Annotated in this window: 24 protein-coding genes and 1 pseudogene; 10 read left to right on the forward strand and 15 right to left on the reverse strand. The window is 36.4% G+C overall.

Annotated features, from left to right (window positions below; genetic code table 11):
• Nucleotides 1-3: 3 nt before the first annotated feature.
• Both ACM55I_RS10840 and ACM55I_RS10845 read right to left on the reverse strand, forming a co-directional pair.
• Nucleotides 4-447, reverse strand: a complete 444-nt coding sequence (locus ACM55I_RS10840) for a VOC family protein (RefSeq protein WP_416846811.1) — start codon at nt 445-447, stop codon at nt 4-6.
• A 70-nt stretch (nt 448-517) separates the two neighbouring features.
• A complete protein-coding gene (locus tag ACM55I_RS10845) occupies nt 518-1,009 on the reverse strand; it encodes a VOC family protein (protein ID WP_416846812.1) in 492 nt (163 codons plus the stop codon).
• 472 nt (nt 1,010-1,481) lie between these two features.
• Between ACM55I_RS10845 and nadC the strand changes: the two genes are divergently transcribed.
• From nadC to ACM55I_RS10870, 5 genes are all read left to right on the forward strand, one after another.
• The gene (gene nadC, locus ACM55I_RS10850; RefSeq protein WP_416846814.1) at nt 1,482-2,339 is read left to right on the forward strand and encodes a carboxylating nicotinate-nucleotide diphosphorylase; all 858 of its coding nucleotides are present in this window, start codon (nt 1,482-1,484) and stop codon (nt 2,337-2,339) included.
• Nucleotides 2,340-2,342: 3 nt separating this feature from the next.
• The gene (locus ACM55I_RS10855) at nt 2,343-3,254 is read left to right on the forward strand and encodes a YihY/virulence factor BrkB family protein (protein ID WP_416846815.1); all 912 of its coding nucleotides are present in this window, start codon (nt 2,343-2,345) and stop codon (nt 3,252-3,254) included.
• Nucleotides 3,255-3,413: 159 nt separating this feature from the next.
• Nucleotides 3,414-4,268, forward strand: a complete 855-nt coding sequence (locus ACM55I_RS10860) for an NAD(P)H-hydrate dehydratase (RefSeq protein WP_416846816.1) — start codon at nt 3,414-3,416, stop codon at nt 4,266-4,268.
• A gap of 191 nt (nt 4,269-4,459) precedes the next feature.
• On the forward strand, nt 4,460-5,254 hold the full coding sequence (locus tag ACM55I_RS10865) for a HipA family kinase (RefSeq protein WP_416846818.1): 795 nt from the start codon (nt 4,460-4,462) through the stop codon (nt 5,252-5,254).
• Nucleotides 5,232-5,615, forward strand: a complete 384-nt coding sequence (locus ACM55I_RS10870; protein WP_416846819.1) for a DUF3037 domain-containing protein — start codon at nt 5,232-5,234, stop codon at nt 5,613-5,615. Before ACM55I_RS10865 ends, ACM55I_RS10870 begins: the two co-directional genes overlap by 23 nt.
• A gap of 76 nt (nt 5,616-5,691) precedes the next feature.
• Here ACM55I_RS10870 and ACM55I_RS10875 read toward each other — a convergent pair whose 3' ends face one another.
• Both ACM55I_RS10875 and ACM55I_RS10880 read right to left on the reverse strand, forming a co-directional pair.
• A complete protein-coding gene (locus ACM55I_RS10875) occupies nt 5,692-6,882 on the reverse strand; it encodes a BaiN/RdsA family NAD(P)/FAD-dependent oxidoreductase (RefSeq protein WP_416846820.1) in 1,191 nt (396 codons plus the stop codon).
• Nucleotides 6,883-7,184: 302 nt separating this feature from the next.
• Complete coding sequence (locus ACM55I_RS10880) at nt 7,185-7,694, reverse strand: GNAT family N-acetyltransferase (protein ID WP_416846821.1); 510 nt, start codon at nt 7,692-7,694, stop codon at nt 7,185-7,187.
• A 252-nt stretch (nt 7,695-7,946) separates the two neighbouring features.
• On the opposite strand from ACM55I_RS10880, the gene ACM55I_RS10885 reads away from it, so the two are divergent.
• A complete protein-coding gene (locus ACM55I_RS10885) occupies nt 7,947-8,486 on the forward strand; it encodes a lipid-binding SYLF domain-containing protein (RefSeq protein WP_416846822.1) in 540 nt (179 codons plus the stop codon).
• Nucleotides 8,487-9,079: 593 nt separating this feature from the next.
• Here the strand turns inward: ACM55I_RS10885 and ACM55I_RS10890 are convergent.
• Nucleotides 9,080-9,253, reverse strand: a pseudogene (locus ACM55I_RS10890) (threonine synthase); the annotation flags it as partial.
• A 111-nt stretch (nt 9,254-9,364) separates the two neighbouring features.
• Here ACM55I_RS10890 and ACM55I_RS10895 point away from each other — a divergent pair.
• Entirely contained in the window at nt 9,365-9,778 is a 414-nt protein-coding gene (locus tag ACM55I_RS10895) for a nuclear transport factor 2 family protein (protein ID WP_416846823.1), read from the forward strand.
• Nucleotides 9,779-9,976: 198 nt separating this feature from the next.
• Here ACM55I_RS10895 and thrC read toward each other — a convergent pair whose 3' ends face one another.
• From thrC to thrA, 3 genes are all read right to left on the reverse strand, one after another.
• A complete protein-coding gene (gene thrC, locus ACM55I_RS10900; protein ID WP_416846824.1) occupies nt 9,977-11,266 on the reverse strand; it encodes a threonine synthase in 1,290 nt (429 codons plus the stop codon).
• A 128-nt stretch (nt 11,267-11,394) separates the two neighbouring features.
• Nucleotides 11,395-12,315: a homoserine kinase gene (locus ACM55I_RS10905; RefSeq protein ID WP_416846826.1), complete on the reverse strand. Its 921-nt coding sequence runs from the start codon at nt 12,313-12,315 to the stop codon at nt 11,395-11,397.
• A 51-nt stretch (nt 12,316-12,366) separates the two neighbouring features.
• The gene (gene thrA, locus ACM55I_RS10910) at nt 12,367-14,814 is read right to left on the reverse strand and encodes a bifunctional aspartate kinase/homoserine dehydrogenase I (protein ID WP_416846827.1); all 2,448 of its coding nucleotides are present in this window, start codon (nt 14,812-14,814) and stop codon (nt 12,367-12,369) included.
• Between the two features lie 651 nt (nt 14,815-15,465).
• On the opposite strand from thrA, the gene hutH reads away from it, so the two are divergent.
• From hutH to ACM55I_RS10925, 3 genes are read left to right on the forward strand one after another with little or no spacing between them, the layout of a single operon-like run.
• Nucleotides 15,466-16,980 carry a histidine ammonia-lyase gene (gene hutH, locus ACM55I_RS10915; protein ID WP_416846829.1) on the forward strand — a complete coding sequence of 505 codons (1,515 nt, stop codon included), beginning with the start codon at nt 15,466-15,468 and terminating at the stop codon, nt 16,978-16,980.
• A 49-nt stretch (nt 16,981-17,029) separates the two neighbouring features.
• Nucleotides 17,030-17,674: a DUF47 domain-containing protein gene (locus ACM55I_RS10920; protein ID WP_039109817.1), complete on the forward strand. Its 645-nt coding sequence runs from the start codon at nt 17,030-17,032 to the stop codon at nt 17,672-17,674.
• Nucleotides 17,675-17,702: 28 nt separating this feature from the next.
• Entirely contained in the window at nt 17,703-19,043 is a 1,341-nt protein-coding gene (locus ACM55I_RS10925; RefSeq protein WP_416846830.1) for an inorganic phosphate transporter, read from the forward strand.
• Between the two features lie 68 nt (nt 19,044-19,111).
• On the opposite strand, the gene ACM55I_RS10930 is transcribed toward ACM55I_RS10925, so the two are convergent.
• The 7 genes from ACM55I_RS10930 to rimK all read right to left on the reverse strand — a co-directional run bounded on the left by ACM55I_RS10930 (nt 19,112) and on the right by rimK (nt 24,452).
• The gene (locus ACM55I_RS10930) at nt 19,112-19,393 is read right to left on the reverse strand and encodes a GNAT family N-acetyltransferase (protein ID WP_416846831.1); all 282 of its coding nucleotides are present in this window, start codon (nt 19,391-19,393) and stop codon (nt 19,112-19,114) included.
• A gap of 5 nt (nt 19,394-19,398) precedes the next feature.
• Complete coding sequence (locus tag ACM55I_RS10935; protein WP_416846832.1) at nt 19,399-19,791, reverse strand: OsmC family protein; 393 nt, start codon at nt 19,789-19,791, stop codon at nt 19,399-19,401.
• Nucleotides 19,792-19,796: 5 nt separating this feature from the next.
• Nucleotides 19,797-20,678 carry a pirin family protein gene (locus ACM55I_RS10940; RefSeq protein ID WP_416846833.1) on the reverse strand — a complete coding sequence of 294 codons (882 nt, stop codon included), beginning with the start codon at nt 20,676-20,678 and terminating at the stop codon, nt 19,797-19,799.
• Nucleotides 20,679-20,875: 197 nt separating this feature from the next.
• Nucleotides 20,876-21,754 (reverse strand): pirin family protein, encoded by an 879-nt coding sequence (locus ACM55I_RS10945; protein ID WP_416846835.1) that lies wholly within the window; start codon nt 21,752-21,754, stop codon nt 20,876-20,878.
• Between the two features lie 89 nt (nt 21,755-21,843).
• The gene (locus ACM55I_RS10950) at nt 21,844-22,440 is read right to left on the reverse strand and encodes a Crp/Fnr family transcriptional regulator (protein ID WP_416846845.1); all 597 of its coding nucleotides are present in this window, start codon (nt 22,438-22,440) and stop codon (nt 21,844-21,846) included.
• A 48-nt stretch (nt 22,441-22,488) separates the two neighbouring features.
• Nucleotides 22,489-23,004 (reverse strand): DUF421 domain-containing protein, encoded by a 516-nt coding sequence (locus ACM55I_RS10955; RefSeq protein WP_416846836.1) that lies wholly within the window; start codon nt 23,002-23,004, stop codon nt 22,489-22,491.
• A 77-nt stretch (nt 23,005-23,081) separates the two neighbouring features.
• Nucleotides 23,082-24,452 (reverse strand): 30S ribosomal protein S6--L-glutamate ligase, encoded by a 1,371-nt coding sequence (gene rimK / locus ACM55I_RS10960; protein ID WP_416846837.1) that lies wholly within the window; start codon nt 24,450-24,452, stop codon nt 23,082-23,084.
• Nucleotides 24,453-24,530: the final 78 nt, after the last annotated feature.

Below are 24,530 nucleotides of genomic sequence, written 5' to 3' on the forward strand. Positions count from 1 at the left end.
AAATTATTCTGTTTTTTCAATACAATTAAACATCCATTGAACCCCAAATTTATCGGTGCAGCTTCCATAATAGGCACCCCAAAACATGACTTGAAGTCCCATAGTTATTGTTCCTCCAGCGGCTAGGGCATCAAATAATTTTTTCGTTTCAGCTCTTGTGTCCGGTTCCAAATTGATAGTAATATTATTGCCAAAATTCACTTTAAAACCCATCGATTCAGGAGCATCTGTTCCCATCAAAATATGCCCGCCAACAATGGGCAACTCAATGTGCATGATTAGATTTTTATCATTTTCATCAAGTGGAGGCATTCCTTCTGCGGGTGGAATGTCTTTGAATCGCACTATTCCGTGGCCGCTAAATTCTCCCCCAAATACAGATTTATAAAAATTAAATGCTTCCTCAGTATTGCGAGGAAAGTTTAGATAGGTGCTTACTCGTGCCATTTTATTTGTTTTTTAAATTATATAATAATTTCTGTGTTTTTCTTATTATGAAGATGGTGTAACTACTATTTTAGCTGCGATACGCAGCTTCTAGCTGTTCGATGTCAATTTTTACCATTTGCATAATCGCTTGCAACACACGATTTGATTTTTCAGTATCATCGCTTTGCATCATTTCACCTAATACTACTGGCACAATTTGCCAAGAAACGCCAAATTTATCTTTCAGCCAACCACATTGTTGAATTTGTCCGCCTTCAGAAAGTTTTTCCCAAAACGAATCAATCTCTGGTTGGTTTTCACAATTAACGATGAATGAAATGGCTTCCGAAAAGGTAAATGCCGGTCCTCCATTCAAGGCCAAAAAATCTTCTTCGTCTAATTGAAAAGAAATTGTTAAAACTGTTCCTTCCGGCAAAGGTGCATTTTTACTGTAATGGGTTACTTTTCCAATTGTCGAATTTTTAAAAATAGAAGCATAAAAAGTCACCGCTTCCTCGGCATTGTCATTAAACCACAAACAGGGTGTGATTTTTTGGGTAATTATTTTTTTATTTTCCATAAAACATCTTTTTACGTATTGAACTTAAATTACAAAAGAGGAAAAATAAGGAGATTGCATTATTTTAATAAAGTAATTATTTAGGAATATTAAAAATACAAAATTAGTTTAAAATAAAAAGTTAATCTAAAATTATTGTGTTAATTAATTGTAAATCAAATATTTAAAAATTATGTATTAAAAAAAAGCGAATCAGTATCCGTTTTCAAGAATGGTTGAGGAGCTTTTTTACAGATTTTTATTTAGTGTTTTTTTGAGAAGATAGCAGTAAATATTCTTTGTGCATAAAGAGCATCTTACGGTACTTTATTGCAATAAAAATAAAATTTTTACATCTAAATAGTATTGATTTCTATAAAACGAAACCGATACAATTTCACTTTTAAAATTCTTGAAACATACTTTTAAAACGCACATATTTTTAAATCCACAAAATAAATCTTACTTTAGCATTCCATAAATTTCCTATAAAATGATTAGCGAAGCACAGTTCAAAAATGAGTTACAAATACTGATAAAAAACGCCATTCGGGAAGATGTTGGCCCCGGAGATTACAGCTCTTTGGCTTGTATTCCTGCAACGGCAACCGGAAAAGCGAAGTTGCTTGTAAAAGAAGAGGGCATTATTGCCGGTGTGGCTTTCGCCAAAATGGTTTTCGAATATGTAGATCCTAATTTGCAAATCGAAACCTTTATTGAGGACGGAACTCCAGTAAAAAAAGGGGATGTTGTTTTTCATGTTTCGGGAAGTTCACAATCCATCTTGAAATCCGAACGGGTAGTTTTAAATTCGATGCAAAGAATGTCGGCAATCGCTACCAAAACCAAAGAATATGTTGAGCTTCTGGAAGGAACAAAAACTAAAATCCTAGACACGCGTAAAACGACACCCGGTTTCAGAGCTTGTGAAAAGTGGGCAGTGAAAATTGGTGGAGGCGAAAACCACCGTTTTGCTTTGTATGACATGATTATGCTCAAGGACAATCACAATGATTTTGCCGGCGGAATTACTTTGGCCATAGCCAAAACCAAAGCGTATCTCAAAGAAAATAATTTGGATTTAAAAATCATTGTCGAAGCCAGAAACTTGGATGAAATCAAAGAAATAGTAGAATGTGAAGGCGTTTATAGAATTTTGATAGACAATTTTAATTATGAAGATACCCGTAAAGCAGTAGCTTTGATAGGTAACAAATGCCAAACTGAATCTTCAGGTAATATCAATGAAAGTACCATTCGTCATTATGCGGAATGTGGCGTCGATTATATTTCGTCTGGAGCCTTAACACATTCTGTTTACAATATGGATTTAAGCTTGAAAGCAATTTAAATTATGTCAGCAGAAATTGAACAGCGAATAGAAAAAGTTCCAATAATACGGAATCTTGCCCGAGGGTTAAAAAAGATAAAACTCCCGTGGCTGCAGGGATTGTCTCTGTATGACTTATTGGAATTGTACGGATTAGGAATTGTAGAAAGCGCCTTGACCTATCACGCCAGTGCGATTGCATTTAGTTTCTTCATGGCATTATTTCCCTTTGCTTTGTTCATATTAAACCTTATTCCCTACATCCCAATCGAAGGTTTTCAAGAAGATTTTCTTCAATTTGTGCGGCAAGGAGTTCCGCCAAATACGTATGATGCCATTTACAAAATCATCAATGATATTCTCCACAATAGCCATTCCGGATTGTTGTCTTCTGGATTTATATTGTCTATTTTCTTGATGGCAAACGGTTTAAATGGGATCTTGGGCGGTTTCGAATCCTCGCGTCACGTCCTCATCAAAAGAGGATTTGTCCACCAATACATTGTCGCTCTCGGCATGTCACTATTATTGTCGATCCTATTGATAGTAACCGTATCAGCAATCGTTGTTTTCGAGGTGTTTATCCAAAAAACGATACTGAGCGACCAAGTTGAATTGATTATTTTATGGCGCTATGCGTTTGTAATTGTAATGATTTTAATCACAACTTCCATACTTTTTAAGTTTGGTACGATGCATGATAAAAATAGAGCTTTTATCTCTATAGGCTCCGTATTTACTACAATATTGGTTATTTTAGATTCCTATGGTTTTGGAATTTGGGTCATCCGATTCTCAAAATACAACGAATTATATGGCTCTATCGGTACTTTATTAATCATGATGTTTTACACCTGGATCAACTGCATGATATTACTGCTCGGTTTCGAATTAAATGGAACGGTAAACAAACTAAAAATAAAAAAAGAAGGGTAGTTTTTAGGAGCTATTTCCTGCTGTTCACTATATCTTTTTATAAGGTGATGAAAAATCACCTTATAAAAAGGATGCCGTTTCCATCAGGGCTAGGGGATTTCGGTTACAATTAACGAATCTCTTTCATTTTAAATTTGTAATTTTTGACAAACAAATTCCATGAAGAATCCAATTTACATCGACCAAAACGAAATTCTAAAACGCTATAAACAACTAGACAAATTTACCCACAAAGGCATTCAAGGACATGCTTTAATTATCGGTGGAAGTTATGGGAAAATGGGAGCTGTTTGTCTTTCGTCCAAAGCTAGCTTGAAAACTGGTTGTGGATTAGTTACTGTTTTTATACCAAAATGTGGCTACGATATTCTTCAAATCTCCATTCCTGAAGTCATGGTTATAACGGATATTCAGGAAAAGTTCATCTCGGATATTAGTTTCGAAATCACCCCACAAGCCATTGGAATAGGACCGGGTTTAGGTCTGGAAATCGAAACGCAACAAGCTGTTTATAAATTGCTACAAACAAATAAAATCCCTTTGGTAATCGATGCCGACGCGTTAAATATTCTATCCAAAAACAAAGAATGGCTTCCTTTATTACAACCCAAAACCATCATCACGCCGCATCCCAAAGAACTGGAAAGACTTATAGGAAAATGGACTTCCGACGTTGAAAAACTAGAAAAAATAATCGCTTTTTCTAAGCTGTTTAATCTGATTGTTGTAATGAAAGGTGCACCAACCCGAATCATCGATGGAGACACAAGCTACGAAAACATCACCGGAAATGCCGCTTTGGCCACCGCAGGAACGGGTGATGTTTTGACAGGAATGATAACCAGTTTACTGGCACAATCCTATGAACCAATAAACGCTGCTATACTTGGTGTTTACCTTCATGGATTAACTGCCGATATCGCACTTCCTGAAACCGGTTATCAGTCCTTTATCGCTTCTGACGTTATTTCGAATATTGGAAAAGCCTTTTTGAGCTTAGAAAAGAAAGAATAGTTTTTATGAGTGAAACTTAGCTGTCTTGTCATTCCGACGAAGGAGGAATCTCATTAGTTGCTCTCATTATGTGATTCCTCTCTTCGTCGGAATAACAAACTGTGCATAATCATTCTACAAAATAGGTACTGAACTCATCCCAGTTATTTGTAAGTTTGTACCTAAGCAAAATAGCTTTATCCAATTCGATTATGGAAAAAATACCCCATCTTAGAACCGTAAATGTTACGCGATACATCACGCCGCTGCGGGAAGGCGGTTCATTACCTGCGCTCGCCGAGGCCGATGATGATTTTAAATATGTATTGAAATTCAAGGGTGCCGGACATGGCGTAAAAGCCTTAATCGCCGAATTAATTGGCGGAGAAATAGCCCGTGTTTTAAACCTAAAAATGCCGGAACTTGTTTACGCTAATCTCGATGAAGCTTTTGGACGATCCGAAGGCGACGAAGAAATTCAGGACTTGCTTCAAGGAAGTCAAGGACTTAATTTGGCGTTGCATTATCTATCGGGAGCTATAAATTTTGATCCTGTTGTGACGGTGGTTGATGCAAAATTAGCATCCCAAATTGTTTGGCTGGACGCTTTTATCACCAATGTCGACCGAACTTTCAGAAACACCAATATGCTGATTTGGCACAAAGAATTATGGCTGATAGATCACGGTGCCTGTCTTTATTTTCATCATTCGTGGACCAATTGGAAAACGCACGCACAAAGTCCTTTTGCATTGATAAAAGACCATGTATTGTTACCACAAGCTTCATTTCTGAAAGAAACAGACGCAGTATTCAAAAAAATACTAACTGATGAAATACTGCAATCCATTGTCAATCTTATTCCAACGGAGTGGCTGCAATGGGAAGATTCGGATGAAACTCCCGAAGCGCTTCGGGAAGTCTATTTTCAGTTTTTATCCATACGCTTAAACCATTCCGAAATTTTTATAAATGAAGCCCAAAATGCACGAGAAACACTTATATGAGTATGCCGTAATCCGGGTTGTGCCAAGGGTAGAACGCGAAGAATTCCTCAATGTGGGTATTATTCTCTTTTGTAAAAAAGCCAAATTTATAAAAGTGCTCTGTTCGTTTAACGAAGCGAAACTTCAATTGTTTTCAGCCGATTTAGATTTGGAACAATTGCATTTAAATTTGCAGGCATTCGAGAAAGTAGGGCATGGGGAAAAATCGGGTGGACCAATAGCGCAATTCGATATTCCATCCCGTTTCCGTTGGTTGACTGCTCTTCGCAGTTCGGCGATTCAAACTTCACGGCCGCATCCGGGATTGTGTGATGATTTGGAACAAACAGCGCAACACTTGTTTGAGGATATGGTATTATAAAGGAATTGAATTGGAAAAACAGTTTTCTATTCGGATAAAAATATTCTTTGGAATGGCTAATTAAGTTTCGAAAAAATTAAGGAATACTATTCAGGTGGCGTGCAAGATGCATGCCCATGCTAAAGCAAGCTTGAAGAAGATAGCCGCCTGTGGGAGCATCCCAGTCCAGCATTTCGCCAATACAATAGTGATGTTTCATCGTTATCAATTGGAAATTTTCATCCACGGCATTCAATTTCACCCCTCCGGATGTGGATATCGCATCGTTCAATAGTGCAGAACCAGTGATTTCAATACCGAGTTTTTTGATATTTTGCGCCAATAATTCCGGATTCAGGTAGGTTTCTTTAGAAAGGTATTTTTTCAAAAGTCCAATCTGCGCAGGACTCAATTTAACTTCTTTTTGTAATTTTTCGCTCGTCTTTTTTAAGGTCGATTTTTTGATCTTTTGAAGCAAATCATCATAACGTAATGCAGGTTTTAGATCCAGAAAAATAGTGGCCTTTTGCTGGCTTTCAAGTTGCTCCCGAATTTGTGGACTGAGCGCATAAACCGCATTGCCTTCTAAACCGAAACGCGTAATTACCGCTTCGCCTTTTTGAGTTTTATTCGAACAGCTAATAGAAATGTTTTTAAGCGGACTGCCTTCATGTTCCCTTAAAAAATCTTCGGGCCAGTTCACACCATACCCACAATTAGAAGATTGAAACGGAACGACAGCAATTCCTTGTGTTTTGAATGCATCAAGCCATGTGCCATCAGATCCGGTTACTTTCCAGCTACCGCCGCCCAAGGCAAAAATGGTATAATCAGATTGTACTTCGGTATCCGTATTGAAAACAAGAGCATCATTGCCAGTCCAACCCGTCCAAGTGTGTTCGTATTGTATGGAAACACCTTGTTTATCGAGAACTTTTAGGATTGCGTTGAGCACCGTTATAGGTTTGATGCCACTTTCAGGATACACGCGTTTGCTACTGCCGATGTATGTTGGAATCCCAATACTATCAATCCAATTTCGGAAATCGTGATTGTCAAAATCCAGGAGTGCTTTTTCTAGAAAATGGGATGGTGTATACCGCGCTATGAGTTCCACAATAGGTTCCGAATGGGTCAGGTTAAATCCCCCTTTTCCAGCTACCAGAAATTTCCTCCCCAGTGTTTTGTTTTTCTCGTAGAGGGTAACGGTAAACTTCTTGCAATCGAGTACTGCAGCAAGCAAAAGTGCTGCGGGTCCTCCTCCAATAATTGAAACTGATTTCTTCACGCGACAAAAATAGGGTTTGTTTACCGATAAACTCTGATATCCGTTTTTTATTAGTCATTGTTTGGGCGTAATCCCAAAGCAGAAAATCCCTGTTTAGATTCACGAATCTGCAGCTTTGGGGTCGAGCTTTTGGCTTTATCTTTATTTTTTTAAAGAAAAAAAATAAAGGATGCCGCCGCAATCCCTTACGCGATACGCCTTGAATCGAAAGAAATTATCCGACGTAATATTAAAGATTTTCAGAAATCTGCAATCAATCCCGACGCTTCGGGACGTTACTCTTCATTCAAAAATCTTTTCACTTATTCAATCCTTTTCTCCATTACAATAAATTCCAAAGGTTGATTGGTGATTGGAATATGAACGTCGCTTGCCGGAAAAGGTTCTCTTGCTCCCGTAGCTACATAACCGTTGCGATTGTACCAGGCTATCAATTCCTCCCGAACGGAAATCACCGTCATTACAATTTTAGATAAACCCAATTCCGAAGCATGAATTTCAGCCTGTTGCAATAATTTTTTTCCAACGCCACTATTTTGCAACTCAGGCGAAACCGTCAGCATTCCTAAATACAATTGTGGCTCTTTTTCAACTAGCAATACACAACCTATAATCTGGTTGTTCTCCGTAAATTTTAGAATCGTGTTTTTAGTATTGGCAATGGTTTCAGTCAGTTCCAGTTCAGTGGTTCGGAGTCCTTCCAAAATGTTCGCTTCCGTGGTCCATCCTTTTTTAGAGGATTCCCCGCGATAAGCGGAATTGATTAATTTATTTAATTCGGAAACGTCTGCTATTATTGCTTTTGTAATCATGCGTAATATATTCTTGGGTTACTGTTTTGTGTTTTTCAAAGGTAGAAAAAAGGATTGCATTCTCGAATTTCGCTCCGGTTCTTGTTAGTGTTTAATTGGGAGAAGAACCAAAAAACATTTATTTTTAAAAATTACTCTAAAGAGGTATAAATAGAATTTATTTTATTGACAATCAGTATTTTATGTTGAATATAAAATATTTTTTTTACCTTTGAATAAAGAATATTTACAACAAATTTAATAGCTATAATTATGAAAAATTTAAATATTATTTGGGTAATTGTAATGGCTTGTGTACTAAACATAACGCCTATTTTGGGACAATCAACCGCTAAAAAGAATAAAATTATTGCGGACAGCCATACAGCAAAGGCGGAATTCATTAAAAGTGATCCGCTTATGAAAGGGCTTTTTGAAAAAGCGTCCGGCTATGTGATTTTTCCTAATGTGGGCAAAGCAGGACTTGGCATTGGGGGAGCGGCTGGCAATGGGGTTGTCTATGAACATAACAAAATGGTAGGTATGGCAAAGTTATCGCAACTGAGCATAGGATTTCAGGCAGGTGGACAAGCGTATCGGGAGGTAATATTTTTTGAGACAAAAAAGGATTTGGAACGGTTTAAAGATAGTCGATTCGAGTTTTCCGCACAAGCTTCAGCAGTAGCTGTAACTGAAGGTGCCTCAGCAAACGTAAAATATACGGAAGGCGTTATGGTGTTCACCATGCAGAAAGGTGGACTCATGTACGAGGCTTCGATTGGCGGACAGAAGTTTAAGTTTAATAAAATGTGATAAAAACAAAACGGCTGAGAAATTTTTTCAGCCATTTTGTTTTTATATAAATATTGAAATGCTATGTTAGAGGTATTTTAATGTCTCTACTTTGCTTGCGCGAGCGTCCCGCTCGTGCCTATTTCAATTTGAATCGTAATCTCTCATTTCCTTTTATTAGTTGTCACGAGCGGGACGCTCGCGCTAGCCGGGGGACAAAAGTTTAAGTTTAATAAGTTGTGAAACTATCAAAGCCACGATATAAAAAGCTATATTTTTAAAAAAAATGTAGCTTTTTCTGTTTTTATCATTTGCGAGCGCGAGCGTCCCGCTCGTGCCTATTTCAATTTGAATCGTAATGCTTTCTTTTTTCTTTGTTAGTGGTCACGAGCGTGACGCTCGCACTAGCCGGGGGCAATATTGCCAATTATTCTATTGCACTAATGTACCCAATCGGGCTACTTTTTACTATAAGTTGAACTTATTTAAAGTTTATCAAAAAAAAAATGATTTTACTTACAGAAAGCTAATTAAAATAAAAATATCTTACTAATTCATATAAAAAAAACTGACTGAAAATTACTTCTCAGTCAGTTTATATTTGAATATAATTTTTACACTAAGAAAGCTTTCAATTCCTCATACGTTTTAATTTTCACACTCACTTTTTCTTTGCCTAATACACTTTCAATTTGTGTAGGAATAGGCAATATCACGTTTAATACTGGTTCCACCGCATCTAAAAACTTAATTGGGTGGGCAGTTTCTAAGAAAATACCAATCGCATTAGAGAAAATTGTCCATGACTTTGCGTACATTCTCCATTATTGTACCATCATTATGTAATAACTTTGTTATTCTAGAAATCAAGAACAATAATAAATCTTAAAAATAAATTTATGGAACAGAAACTGCCCCTTCCGCCATTTAACATGGAAACCGCTTTACAAAAAGTGCAACTGGCCGAAGATGCCTGGAACAGCAAAGACCCGGAACGAATTGCCTTGGCATACACCATCGACACCGAATGGCGCAACCGAACCGAGTTCATCAACGGTAGGGAAGCGGTTAAGGAATTTTTGAAACACAAATGGGAAAAGGAGTTGGATTACAAACTCAAAAAAGAGCTTTGGTGCTTTAGTGAAAACCGTATAGCTGTTCGTTTTGAGTATGAATACCATAATGCCGAAGGACAATGGTTTAGGGCTTATGGAAACGAAAACTGGGAGTTTGATGAAAATGGTTTAATGCGCAAACGATTTGCCAGTATCAATGATTTAGCTATTGAAGAAAACGACAGAAAGTTTAAATAATACATCTTATTTATGATTGATAAAATGTATGTATTTTTAGGCAATTCCAAAAAATAAATTTGACTTTCAATCTATTTTATTTTGAAGATAACAGTCATTTTGATCAGCTCTAGCGGCTGAATTATTTGGTGCCAATTTTCATAAAAAAAACCGACTGAAAATCACTTCTCAGTCGGTTTGTATTTATATATATAATTTTTACGCCAAAAACGCTTTCAATTCCTCGTACGTTTTAATTTTTGTACTCACTTTTTCCTTTCCTAAAACACTTTCAATTTGTGTAGGAATCGGCAGTTTTACTTTTAATGTTGGTTCAACCGTATCCAAAAACTTAATAGGATGGGCGGTTTCTAAGAAAATACCAATCGCATTCGGGTGGTTTTGCAATTCTTTTTTCAATCCAAGATATCCAACTGCTCCGTGAGGTTCTGCAATGTAACCGTCTGTATTGTAGATGGTTTTCATTGCTGAAATGGTTTCTTCATCATTGAAAGTAAATGAAGAAAAATCTTTTTTGAATTGTTCCAAATCATTGTGGTACATTTCCTGAATTCGGATGAAATTACTTGGATTCCCCACATCCATCGCATTCGAAATTGTCGCTATCGAAGGTTTTGGATCGTAAATTCCGTTTTCTAGAAATCGTGGAACTGTATCATTCACATTCGTAGAAGCTACAAAATGTTCGATAGGCAAGCCCATTTTTTTAGCAATGATACCCGCGCAGATATTCCCAAAATTCCCGCTTGGGCAAGAGAAAACTAACGGTTTGTTCTGTTTTTTTAATGCTTTATAGGCAAAGAAGAAATAAAACATTTGTGGCAACCAGCGTGCAATATTAATAGAATTCGCCGAAGTCAGATTTTTATGTTTTAGACTTTCGTCAAGAAAAGCTTTTTTGACCATATCCTGACAATCATCAAAAACACCATCCACTTCAAGCGCTTTAATATTCTGTCCCAAAGTAGTCAATTGTCTTTCCTGAATATCGCTCACTTTTCCGGATGGATACAGGATAATCACTTCAACGCCTTTTACGCCAAGGAAACCACTGGCTACAGCACCACCAGTATCACCGGAAGTTGCTACAAGAACGGTGTTTTTACTGTCTTTGTTGTCTTTATTAAAGTAACCCAAACAACGCGACATAAAACGCGCGCCTACGTCCTTAAAAGCCATTGTTGGACCATGAAACAATTCAAGGGAATAAATGCCTTTTTCTACTTCAACCACTGGGAAATCAAAACACAACGTTTCGGCAATGATTTGTTTTAAAGTGGCTTCCGGGATTTCGTCACCCACAAATTGTTTGATGGCTTCAAAAGCAATTTCTTCATTGCTTAAATTTTCGATAGTTTCAAAAAAAGCGGGGGCTAAAGGAGTAATACTTTCCGGAAAATACAATCCTTTATCAGTTGCTAATCCTTGTATTACGGCTTCTTGAAAAGAAACTTTGGGTGCGTTATGGTTTAAACTGTAATATTTCATTATGTCTAGTAATTGTAGAATCCCCACCCCAACCCTCCCCAAAGGGAAGGGAGACGAAACTGGATTCAGTATGTGTTATTGTAATTTTAAAACCACTATTTTTTATTCCCCGTTCGGGGGTTAGGGGATTATATTATTTTAATTCCTTCATCATTCACTTTCGAAACGTGAATTTCATACGGTAAATTCATGGCATCATATACGGCGCTCATGGCTTTGGCGATTTTATCAGCAGTTTCCTTTCCTTTACTTAAAGCAAAAATAGAAGGACCCGAACCCGATATTCCGGAACCTAAAGCTCCGTTTTCGTAAGCAGTTTGCTTGATTAAATCAAATCCCGGAATCAATACACTTCGCAGCGGTTCCACGATTTCATCATGTAACGACCGACCGATTAAATCGTAATCTTTCGTGTACAATCCAGCGATTAATCCGCCTACATTTCCCCATTGCATAATAGCGCTTTTCAAGGAAACGGTTTGCTTCAGTACTGAACGCGCATCCGAAGTTTTTAACTCAATTTGAGGATGAACCACAGTGGCGTACAATTCGGAAGGACTTTCTATTTTGATAATGTCTAAAGGATTTGAACTTCTTACCAACGTAAAACCACCCAAAAGGGCAGGAGCGACGTTATCGGCATGGGCGTTTCCGCTGGCTAGTTTTTCACCTTGCATGGCGAACAAAACCAATTCTTTTCGAGTAAATGGACGTCCCAATAATTCATTGATTCCAAAAACAGCTCCAGCTGAACTTGCGGCACTACTGCCAATTCCGCTTCCGGCTTTGATGTGTTTGTAGATTTCAATTTCAAATCCAAATTCCGTGTCAATGGCTTCCAACATAGCCAAAGCAGATACTCCAGCAACATTTTTTTCGGTTTCCAAAGGCAAATCGGCACCCACAATTTTAGTGATACGAATCCCTTTTAGGTCTGATTTGCGAATAATCATTTCGTCACCCGCAGTTTCTAAACAAAGCCCAAGGACATCAAATCCACAGGATAGATTGGCGATTGTGGCAGGGCAAAATATTTTTATTTCCTTCATATCTTTATTATTTTTATTGTGGTACAGACGCGATTTATCGCGTCTCTACGATTACACGTTTCCAATTCTGATTACATCAGCAAATATTCCTGAAGCGGTAACAGCAGCTCCGGCACCAGCACCTTTTATCAATAAAGGTTGGTCTACGTAACGATCCGTAAAGAATAAAACAATATTGTCTTTTCCTTCCAGATTGTAAAAAGGATGGTCTTTAGGAATGAATCGCAACCCAACATTTGCTTTTCCGTTTTCAAATTGTGCTACATATTTCAAACGGGATTCTTTGCTTAACGCTTCCTTATAAATAGTTTCAAAATGAGAGGCGTGTTTAAGTAAAGATTCAAAAAACGCTTCATTTGAAGTTGTTTCGAGACATTCAGCAGGCATGAAAGATTCATTGACAATCTCGTCAATTTCCATTTTATAACCACTTTCTCTAATCAGGATTAATATCTTTCGGGCAACGTCAATTCCGCTTAAATCAATCTTAGGGTCTGGTTCTGTAAATCCCTGTACGCCAGCTTCTTTAACGACATCATGAAAAGTATTGTTTTCATCAAAATTATTAAAGATAAAGTTCAAACTTCCTGATAAAACAGCCTGGATTTTATTCACTTTATCACCTGAAGCAATCAAGTTTTTTACGGTATCAATAATCGGTAATCCAGCTCCAACGTTGGTTTCAAATAGAAAAGGAGCGTTGAATTGTCTGGATAGTTTTTTTAGTTTTTTGTAGTTATCGTACTCAGAAGCACAGGCAATTTTATTACAAGTCACTACGGCAATATTGCGTTTTAAATATTGTTCGTAGGTTTTTGATACGCTTTCATTGGCAGTAATATCAACAAAAATACTGTTACGTAAATTGAGTTCTTTTACATTCGAAATGAACTTTTCTTTGTCAGCAGGTTCCCCAGTTTCTAATAAAAATTGCCATTCTTTTAGAGAGATTCCGTCTTCGTCAAAATACATTTTTCGAGAATTTGACAAAGCGATAACGCGCAGGTTTATTTTTAGATTGTCTTTTAGGAATTTCTTTTGCTGGTGAATTTGTTCGATGAATTTTTCTCCTACATTTCCAACACCCATTACAAACAGGTTTAATTGTTTGGTATTTTCTTCAAAAAAGTTTTCGTGCAATGTGTTCAATGCTTTCTTTACATCTCTTTCGTTGATAACCGCCGAAATATTTCTTTCGGAAGCACCTTGAGCGATTGCTCGGATGTTTACGTTATTTTTACCCAAAGTGCTAAACATTCTTCCGCTTAAACCTTGGTGGTTTTTCATGTTTTCGCCAACCAAAGCAATAATGCACAGGTTTTTTTCAACGATGCAGGGATCAATTTTGTTTTGTAAAATCTCAATTTCAAAAGCTTTATTGATGGCTTCTTCAGCAATGTCAGCATCGGAATTTAGAATTCCAATACAAATTGAATGCTCCGATGAAGCTTGAGTGATGAAAATTACATTGATATTTTCATGCGATAATACTTCAAAAAGCCTTTTTGAGGAACCTGTAACACCAATCATTCCTGGTCCTTCAAGTGTAATCAAAGTAATATTATCGATATGGCTAATTCCTTTTACAGGATTAGTGTGAACCATTTCTTGATTTGAAATATAAGTTCCTTCAGCTTCCGGTTCAAAAGTATTTTTGATATGAATTGGAATATTCTTTCTCAAAACCGGTTGAATGGTTGGCGGATATAAAACTTTGGCACCAAAATGCGATAACTCCATCGCTTCCTGATAGGAAATGAAGGCGATAGGTTGTGCTTGCTTTACAATCTTCGGATTGGCAGTAAACATTCCGTTTACATCAGTCCAAATTTCCAAGTCAGATACATTCAATGCTCCAGCGATAATTGCGGCAGTATAATCGGAACCACCACGACCTAAAGTAGTGTTGATGCCATCAAGTGATGCGGCAATAAATCCGGGCATTACAACCACTTGATTCTCGTTCGAAGCAAAGAAATCTGCAATTAAATGATTTGAAACTTCAAAATTTACGGTCGCTTTTCCGAAATGATTATCCGTTTTTATTAATTCGCGGCTATCTTTATAACTGCTATTTTTTAAAATTTGTTTTAAGGCTTCAGAAATGATGTAAGAAGACAATAATTCGCCAAAACTTAAAATTGTGTCGGAAGTTCTGGCGGATAATTCCCCCAAAAGAAAACAACCGTCCAGTAATGTTTCCAGATGATTTACAATTCTTTTTATATGGCTTAACAAGCTGCTTTGTTCGCTTACAGGAATAAATTCTTTTAAGGCGTCTAGATGTTTTTTCTCTATTTCGGCAAGAATATCTTTGAAACTTTCATCTCCGGCAGCTGCTTTTTGGGAAGCGAGTTGAAGCATATCAGTAACTTTGCTAAAAGCAGAAACGACTACTACTAATTTTTCTTCTTTTGCTTTATTGATGACGATATCTAGTACCAGTTTTATATTTTGTGCATTGGCAACCGAAGTTCCGCCAAATTTTAATACTTTCATTGTATGTGTTTTATTTTAAAAAAGCAATGTTTTTTATACATCCAAAATCTTTCTCCCTTGAGGAAAAAGGATGATAAATAGGATTATATGTAAAATGAATACCCCTAAGGGGTAGTTGTAGTTGTTGTAGCAGAAAATGTAACAGAAATTACAACCCAGTTTTGAGTTGTTATCGAAGATTGATATGTTGATCTGTTGTTTACCATTTTGATTCCCCAAAAGTACAGTTTTTTATAAAAACCGAAGCATTAAATTCGGTTTTTGCGAATATTTTAAAATTTCAATCGCATTTGGATTAAAAATAAATAATTTTCAATAAATAGCCTTTTCGTTGATCTGATTCTTATAATTGTTGGAATTTTATAACTTTGTTGAGTTGTTGCTGCTCACTTTTGATTAAACTTAAATTCTAAATTCATTCCTGTTTGCCTTCAATTCGCTCTGAATTTCTTTAATTTTATGCTAATAAAATTATTTCACATTAAATCGAACAGGCATTCTAAACCAAGGATTTAATAAATATTTTAATATAAGATAATTTGCATGAAATCTATTATTTAGCTTTTTTGGATATGAATTTTAAATTATTATTAAAAAATGTTGCTTTTTAATATTGATTTATTCAATTTTGAGCACTTAAATACAATTGGAATGGAAAACACACATTATATAAGCACTGAAGTACTTTCATTAGAGGTTTTAAACGAGATTATTGCGCATCACAAAACAATAGCATTATCAGATGAGGCAAAAGTAAATATCCAGAAATGCAGGGATTATTTGGATAAAAAAATGGCAACGCATTCAGCACCTATTTACGGAATTAATACTGGTTTTGGTTCACTTTGTAATGTGAAAATTTCGAATGAAAACTTATCGAAATTGCAAGAAAATCTAGTAAAATCCCATTCTTGCGGAACAGGTGAGGAAGTTCCGAATGAAGTGGTCAAGTTGATGTTGTTGCTCAAAATTCAATCGTTGAGTTATGGTCATTCCGGAATTCAATTGCAAACAGTGGAGCGACTGATTGCATTTTATAATAATGATATTTTACCTGTAATTTATACACAAGGTTCGCTTGGTGCTTCGGGTGATTTAGCTCCATTGGCGCATTTATCTTTGCCATTATTGGGAGAAGGCGATGTGTATTTTGAAAGCAAAAAATTGCATTCCAGTGAAGTTTTAAAGCGTTTTGATTGGAAACCGATTGTTTTGCAATCCAAAGAAGGTTTGGCTTTATTGAACGGTACACAATTCATGAGTGCTTATGGCGCACATATTTTGATGAAAGCGAATAAGTTTTCTTATTTAGCGGATTTGATAGGAACTATTTCTCTTGAAGGATTTGATGGCAGAATTGAACCTTTTCATGAATTGATTCATTTTATTAGACCTCACAAAGGACAAATTGTAACGGCGAATCGTATAAAAGGTTTTCTGGAAGGGAGCGAAATCATTGAGCAAGAAAAAACGCATGTTCAAGATCCGTATTCTTTTAGATGCATGCCGCAAGTTCACGGGGCTTCAAAAGATGCTTTTGATTATGTGAAAAAAGTGTTTAAAACGGAAATCAATTCGGTGACGGATAATCCCAATATATTTATCGAAAGTGACCAAATCATTTCCGGAGGTAACTTTCATGGACAGCCATTAGCGTTAGCATTGGATTTCATGGCAATTGCTTTGGCAGAATTGGGAAGTATTTCGGAGCGTAGAACCTATCAATTAATATCAGGTTTGCGAAATCTTCCTGCATTTTTAGTGGATAATCCAGGTTTAAACTCTGGTTTGATGATTCCGCAATATACCGCTGCCAGTATTGCAAGCCAGAACAAGCAACTGGCTACACCTGCCAGTATCGATAGCATTGTGTCCAGCAACGGACAGGAAGACCATGTAAGTATGGGGGCAAATGGAGCTACAAAAGCGTTGCGTGTTATGGATAATCTGGAGCGAATTTTAGCAATAGAACTAATGAACGCCTCACAAGCCATAGAATATAGAAGACCATTGCAATCCAGTGATTTTATAGAAATGTTTTTAAATGCGTATCGTGAGGAAGTTCCTTTGGTAAATGAAGACCGAATTTTGCATTACGACATTGAAAAAACGGTTTCTTTTTTGAATAGTTTTCAAATTGAAGATGATTTGTTAACGATAGCTTAACATTACCTTAAAATAATGAACTAATTTTGCAGTTCAAAAATCCAATAAAATGTCAATAAATAGTATTTTCCAGTTTTTAGTTCCAAAAGACAAAAAATTCTTTCCTCTTTTTGAAGAAGCATCCAGTAATTTAATTGAATTGGCTTCCAATTTGCACGAAGCAGTAAACCTTCCTTTGAAAGAAAGAGAAGTTCTTTTTCAAAAAATTGATGCTTTAGAACAAAAAGGAGAAGACATCACACGTCAGACAAATTTGGAATTGAGCAGAAACTTTATCACTCCTTTTGATAGAGAAGACATTCACTCCTTGATTACTTCAATTGATAATGTTGCTGATAATCTTCATGGTGCTGCTAGCAGAATGAGATTGTACCAAGTGGATAAGATCACAAAATCGATTAGAAAATTGACAGAAATAAATCTTGAAGCATGTCAGAATATTGATGTTGCGGTGAAAGAATTGAGAAGTTTCAAAAAAATCAAGAATATTACGGATGCTTGCGCACGAATTAGTAAATTAGAAAATAAATCGGATAATGTTTATAATAAAGCAGTATTCGAAATATTTGAAAATGAAACCGACGCAAAAAATATTATCAAATATAAAGAGGTCTTATCTGTTTTGGAATCAGCTACAGACAAATGTAAAAGTGTAGCAAGTGTTTTAGAATCTATTTCTGTAAAACATTCTTAATTCAATCAGTTTAGACTGAAATATATTTATGGAATTTACTCTACTTATAGTTATTATAGTTTTGGCTTTAATCTTTGATTACATCAATGGTTTTCATGATGCCGCCAATGCTATTGCTACAGTTGTGGCAACAAAAGTTTTATCTCCTTTTCAAGCGGTGCTTTGGGCTGCTTTCTTTAATTTTTTGGCGTATTGGGTTTTTGGCTTAGGAGTGGCAAATACAGTTGCCAAAACAGCCGAAACAAGTGAAATAAACTTAGTGGTAATTCTTGCAGGCGTTATTGCTGCTATTGTTTGGAATTTAATCACATGGTGGCAAGGTATTCCTTCGAGTTCTTCCCATACATTAATAGGTGGTTTCGCAGGTGCTGCGCTGGCTCACGCCATTGCCACACATGGTTTTGCCGATTATACTGTTGATGGTACAGTTCATCATTGGTACAATATAGTAAGTTGGTACAAGACAGGGAAAGACGGCGGAATGCCATCTGGAGTTGTTGTTATCATTGCTTTTATAGTATTAGCCCCTTTATTAGGTGCTTTGATTTCGTATCTAATTTCGATTTGGCTTCTAAATGCTTCAAGAAAAAGTATATACCCAAAAATTTTCACACTTTCATTAATGATTTTAACAATTTGGTTTGTTCAAGGCCAAATGGTGAATTTTGCTGATATTGAAAAACCGCGTTTCGATTCTCATTTTTGGAGCGTTGTCTTTGAATCTCACAATATAAAATGGTTTTTGGTTGCCTTTATCATCCTTACAGTGAGTTTGTTTTGTTTAATATTTAGCAGCCTGAATTTACATCAAGCTACAGCTTGGTTAAAAAAGATGCAATTATTATCCTCTGCAGCCTTTAGTTTAGGCCATGGTGGAAACGATTCGCAAAAAGTGATGGGTATTATTGCAGCTGCTGTTGCCGTTTATATTCATGCAAGTGGCGTTGATATTGTAAGTCTTCCAGATTGGTTACAAGTAATACTTCCAAACGAAGATAAAAATATAAAAGGGGCAATGCCGGGTTGGATTCCTTTGGCTTGTTATACTGCTATTGCCTTGGGTACTTTAAGTGGCGGTTGGAAAATTGTGAAAACAATGGGGTCAAAAATCACCAAAGTAACCTCTTTTGAAGGTGTTGCTGCCGAAACAGCGGGTGCCTTGACTTTATATTTTACGGAGCATTTTAAAGTTCCGGTAAGTACTACGCATACTATTACAGGATCTATAATTGGAGTTGGATTAACGAAACGCGTTTCTGCGGTTCGTTGGGGAGTAACGGTAAGCTTGTTGTGGGCTTGGGTACTAACGATTCCTATTTCGGCTTTTTTAGCGGCATTGGTTTATTATTTCCTAAGTTTGTTTTTGTAATTCTAAAGCTTAAAATTTATATAAAACCATTCGTAGTTGCGAATGGTTTTTTTATGTCTTTGGGTTTTCTAAAATAAAAGATCCTGTATTTCTTCCGTTTTGTCAAATACGCTTTTCGCGAAAGGACATAAAGGCAAGATTTTAAGATTATTGGCCCTTGCATATTGTACCGCTTCCATTACCAGTTTTTTGCCCACGCTTTGGCCTGCAAATGCATCATTTACTTCAGTATGGTCAATAATGAATTTTTCGGATCCAGCCCAAGTATAGGTCATTCTTCCCGCTTCTATTTCGTTATCTGAAGCTCTAAAATAGCCTTTTTTGATTTCGTTTATTTGTTCAATTATCATAATTTTTAATTTAATTCGGTTGTAATTTCGATAGGATTAGTTAGTATTTGGTGCATTGGACATCTATCAGCAATGTTTACTAATCGTGTTCTTTGTGCATCGTCTAAATTTCCAAATAATTGAATGTTGCGCATTATTTTGGACTTATTTTCCGTTGCATCTTTTTCAAAAGTGACTTCAACTTTTAGATCTGTTAAATCCCATCCTTTTCGGTTTGCATACATGCGCAACGTGATGCAGGTGCAGGCTGCTAATGCCGAAGCCAGTAATTCCTTTGGCGCAAAGCCTAAATCTTTTCCTCCTGCACTTTCAGGCTCATCTGAAATAATTTTATTAGTGGCGGATTCAAGCTCTGTTTTATAAAGTTCGGTACCAATGTGTGCTTTTATTTGAATCATAGTTGCTATTTTTTATTTTGCTCCGGAAGTGGAACAAATTCGCTTTCGCCCGGAACTTTATCAAAAGTTTGTGCCAACCATTTCTCTTTTGCCTTTTCAATCAGTTCTTTGGTTGAAGCGACAAAATTCCAATAAATAATCCGTTCTTCGGGAAAAGGTTCTCCTCCAAAAATATAAATAGTTGTGTTTTCCGCCATATCAAAGGCGCAGAGTTTGCTGTCTTTGGCAATCAAAATTTGCTTTGGTCCGAAAGTATTACCTTCACTTTCGATACTGCCTTCTAAAATGTATAAAGCGCTTTCGCCAAATAAATGGTTGCCAATAGTCACCGTTTGACGCGTGGTACTTTTTAGTTCCAGAAGATAAAGCGGACTATAAACCGGAACAGGCGATTTTTTGCCAAGTATTTCTCCAGCTATGAGTTTAAAAGCAATGTTATCCGTTTTCCATTCAGGAATTTCATTTTCTGGAACATGGAAAAATGAAGGTTCCATTTCTTCCAATTCTTTGGGTAAAGCCACCCAAATTTGAAGTCCATGTAGCATTTTATTAGAACTACGCAAATATTCAGGCGTTCGTTCAGAATGTACAATTCCTTTTCCTGCAGTCATCCAATTGATTTGTCCGGGTTTGATTTCCATTTCAGTTCCCAAGCTGTCTTTGTGCATAATGCTCCCTTCAAACAAATAAGTCAAAGTAGAAAGTCCAATGTGTGGATGTGGCGGAACATCTAAATTTTCGTAATCGCTCATGCACGTTGGTCCCATGTGATCGATAAAGGCAAACGGCCCCACCATTCTTTTTTCTCGAAAGGGAAGCAATCGCCCAACCATAAAGTTGCCAATATTGCTTGGGCGTTCTTCTATTATTAATTTGATATTTGACATTTTTTATATTTTAAACTATAAAAATAAGGAAATTATACCATTTTAGTTTTGCTTTTACTATAATAAGATTGAATAATCATACTATTTCTTAAATGAACTTATATCCCTTATATGGTGAGAAATATAAACCATATAAGGGATATAAGTTCATTTAAGTTTTAAAAAATCATTATGATGAATTTTAAGTTTAATTGGTATTATTCTTCCAAATAACCGAATTTTCCCATATTCACATCATCGAATGCTTGCATAATTTCGGCTTGAGTATTCATTACAAAAGGGCCGTGTGCCGCAATAGGTTCATTGATGGGTTCGCCACTTAAAATCAAAATAATTGCATTTTCAGTGGCTTCCATGCTAAATGTTTCTCCATCATTTTTAAACAATGCAAAATGGTTGGCAGGAACATTTTCAGCATCATTCACTTTTATGCTTCCTTCAATTACTAATAAACCAGTGTTGTAATTTGCAGGGAAATGGAAAGATGCTTTTGCTCCTTTATTCAATTTTGCATTTAGTAAATGTACAGGAGTGAAAGTTGAAGCGGTACCTTTTACATTTTCGTATTGTCCCGCTATAATTTCAATCACACCGTCCTTTTCAGGAAGTTCGAATTTATTGATTTGGTCGTTGGTAATTCCTTGGTATTTTGGTGTCGACATTTTGTCTTTTGCCGGAAGGTTCACCCAAAGCTGTACCATTTGAAAATCGCCACCCTTTTTGCTGAATTCTTCTTCGTGGTATTCCTTGTGTAAAATTCCCGAAGCTGCCGTCATCCATTGTACATCCCCTTCGCCTATGATACCGCTATTTCCTGAACTGTCGTGATGCGCTACTTTTCCCTTATAGGCAATTGTAACGGTTTCAAAACCTCTATGCGGATGGACACTTACGCCTCTGGGTTGATCTGTTGGCGGGAAGTAAAATTTAGAATTATAATCCATCATAATAAATGGACTCATTCTTTTCATGTCTAAATTATGGCCACTCGGAATAAAATTGTGCACTCTAAATCCGTCACCAACCATATGTGGCGGAGGTGGAGCCAATACTAATTCAATATTTTTGGTTTTCATTTCGGTATCTTATTTTAATTATAGTACAAATTTACTATAGATTAAAACCAGACGCATTGATGTAGGATAAGAAATGAATTTGTAAAGAATTAATAGGGTTTGAAATTTCTTTTGGCTAATTCTTTGCGAACTCTACTTAGGGTTTCAGGCGTAATGCCTAAATACGAAGCAATCATCCATTGTGGAATGCGTAAAGTAAGACTGGAGTAAATGGTTATAAAATCCAAATACCGCTGTTCAGCCGTTGCTCCCAGTAAGAGGTTGACTCGTTTTTGAAGTTGGCGAATGTGATTGTGCAAAGCAATATTGTCCTGTTGTCGGAAAGAAATACTAATTTCAGCTGCGGCATCGATGAAACTTTTATCGATTAAAACAATTTCTGTTTCTTCAATGGCATCAATACATAATTCAGAAGGTTCGTTGAAATAAGAACTGCTTCTATCCGAAATGATCCAATTTTCCGGTGCGAATTGAATGATATGTTCCTTGCCGGTTTCGTCTATGGTGTACGAACGCAATAATCCTTTACATACAAAAAACGAATGATGACAAATGTCGCCCTGATGGAGTAGGACAGTTCCTTTTTCTACTTTTTTGGATTGTAACGTACCCGTAATCGAAAGGAATTGTTCGTCCGTCAGATTGGTTTTGGATTGAAAGTATGTTTGGAATGAATCAAGCATAATTATTCGGTGTTACGGCATACTGGTATAAAAAAAATTGAATTAGTTCTGCTAGTTTATTCCAGCTAAATTTTTATGAATACGTCTTCGTTTATAATGCGTTTGTTTTAAATTTTTGTCTCCGGATATGATGCTGATATTTCCATCAATCTCAAGCATAGCGAGTTTTACGTCTTTAAAAAACTCAATTCCATGTTCGCGCATCGCTTCTTTTAATTCGTCAGAAGAAATGTTTAATTTGCTTAATGCTTTAAAATCCAGGTTTCCATCGTGAATTAAAATCTCCGGTTTCTCTTGCATAAAATCACTGAATTTCTTGTATTTAAACATCAATTTTTTCAATATAAAATTGATTGTAAAAAGTACTGTTGCCGCAGCCATGCCTCCATAAAGAGACGTGTTGGTACCAACCATTGCGTTTTGGACAGAGTTGCTTATCAGTAAAATTAAAATGACATCGGCAGTATTGAGTTGTGATAATTCTTTCTTTCCAAAAAACCGCAACGAAATGACCATAAAAAAATAGACTGCGGTACTTCGAATGATGATGTCAATATAAGGATTCATTGTTTTTTAGTTTTTAGTCTCCGTTTTCAGTTACATCGCAGACTGAAATCTGCGACTGTGACTGAATACTCTTAACACTATTTCAGTTTAAAATTTTTCTCGATTGCTTTTATCATTTCCCCCGCAATATCTTTATTGGTGGCACCTTCAATTCCTTCTAATCCTGGTGACGAATTTACTTCTAACAATAAGGGGCCTTTTGAAGAACGAATAATATCAACACCGGCTACTTTCAAATCCATGGCTTTGGCAGCTTTTATCGCAATACGTTTTTCTTCGGCTGTCACTTTTATGATTGAAGCTGTTCCTCCAAGATGGATGTTAGCTCTAAATTCGCCCGGCATTGCTTCCCGTTGAATGGCAGCGACTACTTTTCCGTCAATTACAAAACAACGAATGTCTTTACCATTCGCTTCTTTGATAAACTCCTGAACTAATATATTGGCATTTAGGCTTTTGAAGGCGTTAATAACACTTTCTGCTGCTTTTTTCGTTTCGGCTAATACAACACCTTTTCCTTGAGTTCCTTCGAGTAATTTAACAATTAAGGGAGAGCCTCCAACCATTTTGATCAAATCGTCCGTGTCTAAAGGTGAATTTGCAAATCCTGTTGTAGGGATATCAATTCCACTGTGTAAGAGTAATTGTAAGGAATATAATTTATCGCGTGATTGGGTAATCGCATTAGAAGAATTTAAACAAAACACATTCAAGGCTTCAAACTGTCTCGTTAAAGCACAGCCATAAAAGGTGATGCTGGGTCTAATTCTAGGGATAATAGCATCAAATTGATTTAATATTTTCCCTCCACGATAATGAATTTCCGGTGTTTTTGCATCCAGCTTCATATAACATTCTTTGATATTCAAAAAATGCATTTCGTGACCACGCATTTCTCCCGCTTCCATAATACGTTTGTTGCTGTATAACTCTGGGTTGCTGGCTAAAAGACCAATGCGTAAACCAGAACTTGCTTTTTCGGAATTTTTATAGAGTTCTTTTAAACTATCTGAGGTAGGTTGTCCTAAAAGATATTTCTGTTCCGGGTCTACAAGAACCCTTCCGCTCATGGCCTCACGACCTAAAAGCATTCTAAAACCCATGGAATCTCGATTGGTTAATGTCATTTCAATAGGCCACATCGAATCGCCAATTTTTAAGTTGGTTTGGATCACATACCGCTGTTCTCTAAATCCGCTGGAACTTTTTACAATACGTTTGTCCACTAAAGGGGCTTCACAATGAATTACCGTTTTTAGGTTATTTTGGATAGGGTTGATATCAAACTTTACCCAGTTTGCTTCGTTCTTTATAAAAGGGGCAATGTTTATAGCGTGTAATGCGGATGTTTTTGCCCCTGAATCAACTCTTGCTTTGATTGTAGGAATTCCTAATTCAGGAAAAGAACACCATTCTTCGCTACCTAGGATAACTTTATTTTGAGACATAAATTGATTTTATTTGACCTATTTTTTAAAAACCAAATGTAAATATTTGTTTTCAAAAAATGTTGAATTTGTATAAAG

The organism is Flavobacterium algoris (assembly GCF_048158525.1).
Taxonomy (GTDB): domain Bacteria; phylum Bacteroidota; class Bacteroidia; order Flavobacteriales; family Flavobacteriaceae; genus Flavobacterium; species Flavobacterium algoris.

What these genes read in the sequence shown, in the direction of transcription:
- ACM55I_RS10840 (WP_416846811.1), bottom strand. Translation starts at nt 447, where the DNA reads ATGGCACGAGTAAGCACCTATCTAAACTTTCCTCGCAATACTGAGGAA.
- ACM55I_RS10845 (WP_416846812.1), bottom strand. Translation starts at nt 1,009, where the DNA reads ATGGAAAATAAAAAAATAATTACCCAAAAAATCACACCCTGTTTGTGG.
- nadC (WP_416846814.1), top strand. Translation starts at nt 1,482, where the DNA reads ATGATTAGCGAAGCACAGTTCAAAAATGAGTTACAAATACTGATAAAA.
- ACM55I_RS10855 (WP_416846815.1), top strand. Translation starts at nt 2,343, where the DNA reads ATGTCAGCAGAAATTGAACAGCGAATAGAAAAAGTTCCAATAATACGG.
- ACM55I_RS10860 (WP_416846816.1), top strand. Translation starts at nt 3,414, where the DNA reads ATGAAGAATCCAATTTACATCGACCAAAACGAAATTCTAAAACGCTAT.
- ACM55I_RS10865 (WP_416846818.1), top strand. Translation starts at nt 4,460, where the DNA reads ATGGAAAAAATACCCCATCTTAGAACCGTAAATGTTACGCGATACATC.
- ACM55I_RS10870 (WP_416846819.1), top strand. Translation starts at nt 5,232, where the DNA reads ATGCACGAGAAACACTTATATGAGTATGCCGTAATCCGGGTTGTGCCA.
- ACM55I_RS10880 (WP_416846821.1), bottom strand. Translation starts at nt 7,694, where the DNA reads ATGATTACAAAAGCAATAATAGCAGACGTTTCCGAATTAAATAAATTA.
- ACM55I_RS10885 (WP_416846822.1), top strand. Translation starts at nt 7,947, where the DNA reads ATGAAAAATTTAAATATTATTTGGGTAATTGTAATGGCTTGTGTACTA.
- ACM55I_RS10895 (WP_416846823.1), top strand. Translation starts at nt 9,365, where the DNA reads ATGGAACAGAAACTGCCCCTTCCGCCATTTAACATGGAAACCGCTTTA.
- thrC (WP_416846824.1), bottom strand. Translation starts at nt 11,266, where the DNA reads ATGAAATATTACAGTTTAAACCATAACGCACCCAAAGTTTCTTTTCAA.
- ACM55I_RS10905 (WP_416846826.1), bottom strand. Translation starts at nt 12,315, where the DNA reads ATGAAGGAAATAAAAATATTTTGCCCTGCCACAATCGCCAATCTATCC.
- thrA (WP_416846827.1), bottom strand. Translation starts at nt 14,814, where the DNA reads ATGAAAGTATTAAAATTTGGCGGAACTTCGGTTGCCAATGCACAAAAT.
- hutH (WP_416846829.1), top strand. Translation starts at nt 15,466, where the DNA reads ATGGAAAACACACATTATATAAGCACTGAAGTACTTTCATTAGAGGTT.
- ACM55I_RS10920 (WP_039109817.1), top strand. Translation starts at nt 17,030, where the DNA reads ATGTCAATAAATAGTATTTTCCAGTTTTTAGTTCCAAAAGACAAAAAA.
- ACM55I_RS10925 (WP_416846830.1), top strand. Translation starts at nt 17,703, where the DNA reads ATGGAATTTACTCTACTTATAGTTATTATAGTTTTGGCTTTAATCTTT.
- ACM55I_RS10930 (WP_416846831.1), bottom strand. Translation starts at nt 19,393, where the DNA reads ATGATAATTGAACAAATAAACGAAATCAAAAAAGGCTATTTTAGAGCT.
- ACM55I_RS10935 (WP_416846832.1), bottom strand. Translation starts at nt 19,791, where the DNA reads ATGATTCAAATAAAAGCACACATTGGTACCGAACTTTATAAAACAGAG.
- ACM55I_RS10940 (WP_416846833.1), bottom strand. Translation starts at nt 20,678, where the DNA reads ATGTCAAATATCAAATTAATAATAGAAGAACGCCCAAGCAATATTGGC.
- ACM55I_RS10945 (WP_416846835.1), bottom strand. Translation starts at nt 21,754, where the DNA reads ATGAAAACCAAAAATATTGAATTAGTATTGGCTCCACCTCCGCCACAT.
- ACM55I_RS10955 (WP_416846836.1), bottom strand. Translation starts at nt 23,004, where the DNA reads ATGAATCCTTATATTGACATCATCATTCGAAGTACCGCAGTCTATTTT.
- rimK (WP_416846837.1), bottom strand. Translation starts at nt 24,452, where the DNA reads ATGTCTCAAAATAAAGTTATCCTAGGTAGCGAAGAATGGTGTTCTTTT.